Source organism: Novosphingobium rhizovicinum (genome assembly GCF_040813635.1).
Taxonomy (GTDB): Bacteria; Pseudomonadota; Alphaproteobacteria; order Sphingomonadales; family Sphingomonadaceae; genus Novosphingobium; species Novosphingobium rhizovicinum.
In genome coordinates this window covers 1-5451 of sequence record NZ_JBFNXR010000037.1, presented here as the reverse complement: position 1 = coordinate 5451, position 5451 = coordinate 1, and the positions used below count along the sequence as shown (strand labels likewise).

General features: G+C 56.7%; 2 protein-coding genes and 1 pseudogene. 2 read left to right on the top strand and 1 reads right to left on the bottom strand.

Annotation, left to right across the window (positions count from 1 at the left end; all coding sequences use genetic code 11):
• Positions 1-1229: 1229 nt before the first annotated feature.
• Complete coding sequence (locus ABUH87_RS10880; protein WP_367773462.1) at positions 1230-3650, top strand: PAS domain S-box protein; 2421 nt, start codon at positions 1230-1232, stop codon at positions 3648-3650.
• 21 nt (positions 3651-3671) lie between these two features.
• Here the strand turns inward: ABUH87_RS10880 and ABUH87_RS10875 are convergent.
• Positions 3672-4097, bottom strand: a pseudogene (locus ABUH87_RS10875) (IS5 family transposase); the annotation flags it as partial.
• Between the two features lie 131 nt (positions 4098-4228).
• Between ABUH87_RS10875 and ABUH87_RS10870 the strand changes: the two are divergent.
• Complete coding sequence (locus ABUH87_RS10870; protein WP_367767718.1) at positions 4229-5317, top strand: IS5 family transposase; 1089 nt, start codon at positions 4229-4231, stop codon at positions 5315-5317.
• Positions 5318-5451 lie beyond the last annotated feature (134 nt).

Genomic DNA, 5451 nt, shown 5'->3' with positions numbered 1-5451 from the left:
CATCGGAAAACTCGTCGATCTCTTCCGCCCCGACGAGTGCGCCAACTACTTCAGCTCATGCGGCTATGATCCAGACTGATCAGAATCCGCTCTAGTCCGCGCCAGCTTCACGCCATGGCGCCCCCTACCCTGCTCCGTGCCTCACGGCGTTCACACACAGTAGGTTGGCCCCAAGGAACAAGGGAGGGGGCACGCTGCACTCGCTTCCGCGCTGATGTTTTAGCAAGGCTCGCCTTGGCTACTCATCACTCTCGAGCTGCGCAGTCGATGATCATCACGTCGGCGATGAGGCGCTGCTTACTATGAAGCCGGTACGTCTGACGCAACTTCTCCGCCTCCGCCCCGTCGCGCGATCACCTGCATTGGGAGATCACGGCGAGGCAGTGACGCCTCCGCTTCTCCTTCAGGCGATGACAAGCAAGTCGAGAGGATGGTTCCGCGACTAAATTGTTCTGCAGCGAGGATGGAACCGATCATCACTCTTGGTGTTACCCCGGCGCGACCCAAAGGGCTTATATCGAGCCTTTTGTGACTAGGCGGCGGCACTTTGTGCCGCCGCCTCTTTGTTCTGAAGATGGGTTCATAATCGGTTCACGCAATGGGTCCGGTTTGATTTCTTCAAATTGTTGATATGTCCCAACAAACGGAAGCCAAGAAACCACAACGAATGGAAGCTCCCCCTGTACGGGGCTGCATCGGACGTGCCCTGCTCCGCTTACGCCCGCAGGTGGTTTTGTCGACTTGGCCCAAACCACGCTCACGACTTCAGGCCCCTCATCTCATGTCGGCCAGGCAACAGCCCAGCACAGCAGCGTTGCCCCCCTTCGCGCTTAGAATCTGGATAGCTCCGCCCAAGTGGTAACGTTCTCCTGCCTCAGTTTGGCTCCAAGATCTTCAGCAATCGCACCCTCTACCAAGCGGCCTACGGCCTTAATCGGCGCGTTTCGTCTCGTCCCGCCCGATCGGCAGAGGCACGACCCTATCGTCCAGCGCTCCCTCTACGATCCGCATTTCGCCTTAGACCAGAAATCCGGCACTGCCCTTGCACGGCACGTCGGAACGCATGATAACATACCTAATATATATCGATCCAATAAACTATTGATAAACCTACAAATAAGTGTATTAAGCTTTGGGAGGCATGCTAGAACATACCTAAGGCAAATATGCCCCGCTTACGTCCTACCTCGCCGGTCGCAAAATGCCTGCAACTAGGATGCTGACTGGCGATGAAAGCTAAGGAAAATTCTCTTTGGGAGAGCATTGCCCTCTCCGATCCCACGCCAGTTTCTGCGTTTGACCATGGTTTCAGGCTGATAGCTTTCAATCAGGCATATCGAGATGAGATCAAGCTCATAAGTCGAGGTGCTCTGAAGGTAGGAGACCGGTTGTGTGATTTGATACCCGAGGATCAGTGCCCGGATATGCTGTCAAACCTGTCGCGAGCGCTTGCAGGCGAAGCCTTTAGAGAGTGGGGGGCGCAGCAAAGGAACGAGACCGTTGGGCCGATTGGGACCATCTATTTCGCACCAGTCCGGGATGTCGGGGGCCAAATCATCGGCGCTTTCTGCCGCTATGAAAGCCTAGCACAACATGGGAGATCTGAGGATGATCCCAGTCGGGAACACATCGCAGCGGCCACTAACAAGACTGGAATGCGGCCGCTCGCGCTCGGGAGGGAAAGTTTCCCGGCTCGGACCGGCTCGGAGGAGAGCGTAAAGCGCTTCCAGATCATGGCCGAGAGCGCGCCAGTTATGATGTGGGCAACGGACGCAGATGGAAAATGTGCTTACCTCAATCGACCCTGGTATGAATATACGGGAAAGTCTGAGGCAGACGGATTTGATTGGATGTCCGCGATTCATCCGGATGATTATGACCTTGCTGTCAGGGATTTTAGATACGCCCAAACACACCACCAATACTATCGCAATGAATGCAGAATTCGCGGAGCAGACGGGATATCTAGATGGATGATATGCGTTGCGAGGCCGCAGTTCTTAGGTGACGGAAGTATCCTAGGATACGTTGGGGCTATAATAGATATCCATGACCGTGTTGCAGCTCAAGAAAGTATCAAAAGGAACGAGGTTCAATTACGACTTGCCACAGACGCTGCACAGATTGGGCTTTGGGAGCTAGACGTAGCAGCAAAGATGCTATCTTGCTCCTCGTTTGTGAGATCGATGTTCGGGATATCGCATGATAATCCGATATCCACGGCCGAGTTTTACAGTCTCCTGCACCCCGATGATGTTGATCATGTCAGACAAGCCGCAACAGCAGCGGCAGACCCGGTACTGCGCGAGCTATACGACGTTGAGTACCGCGTAACTGTAAAGGGAAACGACACGTTTCGCTGGATATCTGCGAAGGGTCGAGGAATCTTCAATAAAGGCGAATGCGAGAGAGTGATTGGAATAGTTCAGGACATTACCGATAAGAAGAGTTACGAGTTTGAGCTTAAGCGATTAAACGAGAACTTAGAGTTTCGTGTTGAAGAAGAGCTTGGCAGACGGATACAGGCCGAGGACCTGCTCAGACAAGCTCGAAAGATGGAAGCAATTGGGCAGGTTACCGGAGGTATAGCGCACGATTTCAACAATCTCCTTATGGCGATCCGTGGAAACTTGGAATTGATCGAACTCACGTTACCGAAGGATGATAAACTTATCTCCTACCTGAATAATGCTATTTCAGCGGTAGACGTGGGCACCAAAATCACAGCGCAACTGCTTGCCTTCTCGAGAAGTCAGAAGATTTCCGTGCGTCCGGTGGAGCTAACTCCCGTCCTTGTGACGGCTCGAGATTTGATCGGTAATGCACTTGGGCCAAATATCAGCATAAGCATGGATTTGCGATCTCCTGCGGTATGGGTGCTCACGGACCCGGAACAGTTAGAGCTCGCGCTTTTGAATCTTGCTGTAAATGCACGTGACGCCATGCCAGATGGCGGTAGTATCAGAATAGAAAGCGCTGCCAGCGTACGTGCTAATGGCGGCAAGCGTGATGAGAAGTTTGTTTGCATAAGTGTGAATGACACTGGCTCGGGAATGTCGCCAGAGGTCCTGAAGAAGGCCACAGAGCCATTCTTCACAACCAAGGGAATTGGCAAGGGCACTGGATTAGGGCTTGCGCAAGTTTATAGTTTCATCCGCCAATGCGGAGGCGATATGCGCCTGCGTAGCCGAGTTGGTGAAGGCACAACGGTAGAACTCTTATTGCCGCGTACGTCGCAGCAGGTCGACGAGGGTAAAGACCAGGAGGAGTGCAGCGCAAAGGATGCCGTGTTACATAGAGCCTCCGGGGTAGTCGTCATCGTAGATGATGACGACCATGTAAGGCCTGCCATAGCAGCTGCCCTCGAAGGCATAGGATTTACCGTTCATCAGGCGGCAGATGGGCCCTCCGGAATTGAGTTGATACGCAAGACGAAACCTTCGGTGGCTATCATCGACTTCGTAATGCCTGATACGAATGGAGCTGAGGTGGCTAGAGCGGCTCACCTTATTCACCCCAAGCTGCCAATTGTGTTTGTTAGCGGCTATTGCGATACCGAGGAGCTGCACCAAATTCCAGGAGCTCTCGTGTTAGGCAAGCCATTTACCTTGGACACTCTTAGGCGCACCGTGATGTCTGCCATCAGCTGAATGCTGGGGAGGCGCCTCGCAAGTGATGCGGAACCGCAACGGTCCAACCTGTGCATCAGCAAGCATATGGATCTTGGTCGTCAGTCCTCCTCAGGAACGCCCCAGCGCCTGGTCTTGCCCCCCTCTTCCAGTCGCCGCCTGCTGGTGGGCGCGAACGATGGTGCTGTCGATCATCAGATATTGGTTGTCGGGGTCGGCGGTGAGAGCGTCAAACACCCGTTCCCATACGCCAGCGTGACACCAACGACTGAAGCGCCGGTGCACCGTTTTCCAGCGGCCATAGCGCTCAGGCAGATCGCACCAATGAGCTCCAGGCCGCAGTACCCACAAACATCCGTACACAAACAACCGGTTATCTGATCCCGTCCGCCCAAGGTCGCTCGCCTTGCTCGGAGGCAGCGGCGCGACCTTCGCCCACTGCTCATCGTTCAACTCGTATCGCTTGATCCCCATCGTCAGCCCCGCGCCTCAGCAGGTAGTGCCCCGCGGGGTGGTGTAGGAAGCTGGACGCCTCGAAAAACCTCTGGCGCATAGCGGCCTGAGCTGATTCACTGCCTTTCGTGAGAGCGGAGGCGATGATGGCGGGACAGCCGGGTTTCTTTGACCTTTCGGACCGATACGAGGCGCTCAGCGCCGCGGGCGATCCGCTTGAACGGCTTACGGCCGTCGTCGACTTCGAGGTTTTCCGCGGTCCGTTGGTGGCGGCGCTGCGGCGGAGCGCCCGCGGCAAGGGGGGCAGGCCGCCGTTCGATCCGGTCCTGATGTTCAAGATCTTGGTGCTCCAGGCACTGTATTCGCTGTCGGACGAGGCGACCGAGTTCCAGATCAAGGACCGGCTCTCGTTCCAGCGGTTCCTGGGGCTCGGGCTGGACGGCACGGTGCCCGACGCGACGACGGTGTGGCTTTTCCGCGAGAGGCTGGTCAAAGCCAAGGCGATCGACCGGCTGTTCGTCCGCTTCAATGCGGCGCTAACCGACCGGGGCTATCTCGCCATGGGCGGGCAGATCATCGACGCCACGGTTGTACCGGCACCCAAGCAGCGCAACACCCAGGAGGAGAAGGCGGCGATCAAGGAAGGCCGGATCCCCGAGCACTGGAAGGACAAGCCTGCCAAGCTCCGCCAGAAGGACCGCGATGCGCGCTGGAGCGTCAAGTACACCAAAGCCAAGGTGAAGGAGGGCGCTGATCCCAAGGCGTTCAAGCCGGTCGACCTCGCCATCCCGATGTTCGGCTACAAGAACCACATAGGCATCGACCGCACGCATGGCCTGATCCGCACCTGGGATGCCAGCGCCGCCAATGCTCATGATGGTGCAAGGCTGCCGGTCCTCATCAGCCCTGACAACACGGCGTCGGGCGTATGGGCCGATACAGCCTACCGCTCCAAGAAGAACGAGGCGTTCCTGGCCAAAGGCATGTTCACCAGCAACATCCATCAGCGCAAGCCGCACCGCCGGCCCATGCCCAAGCGCATCACGCGAGCCAATGCGAGGCGGTCGGCAGTCCGCTCAGCCGTCGAGCACGTGTTCGCCGGCCAAAAGCACCGCATGGGGCTCGTCGTTCGCACCATCGGCATCGCCCGCGCCCGCATCAAGATCGGGATGGCAAACCTGGCCTATAACTTCCAGCGTCTCACCTGGCTCGAGGGGCGTATTGCGCCCGCATGATGCCGAAACCGGTCTTCGAGCCTTGAGCCACCACGAAATTCAGAAGATTACCGCCCCGAAACAGTGCCGAGCCGCACTTCGTGCGCCATCATACCGCCGTCACGCCGAAAATAGGCGGTTCTTCGAGGCGTCCA

Coding starts and splice junctions, on each gene's coding strand:
- ABUH87_RS10880 (WP_367773462.1), top strand. CDS start 1,230: ATGAAAGCTAAGGAAAATTCTCTTTGGGAGAGCATTGCCCTCTCCGAT.
- ABUH87_RS10870 (WP_367767718.1), top strand. CDS start 4,229: ATGGCGGGACAGCCGGGTTTCTTTGACCTTTCGGACCGATACGAGGCG.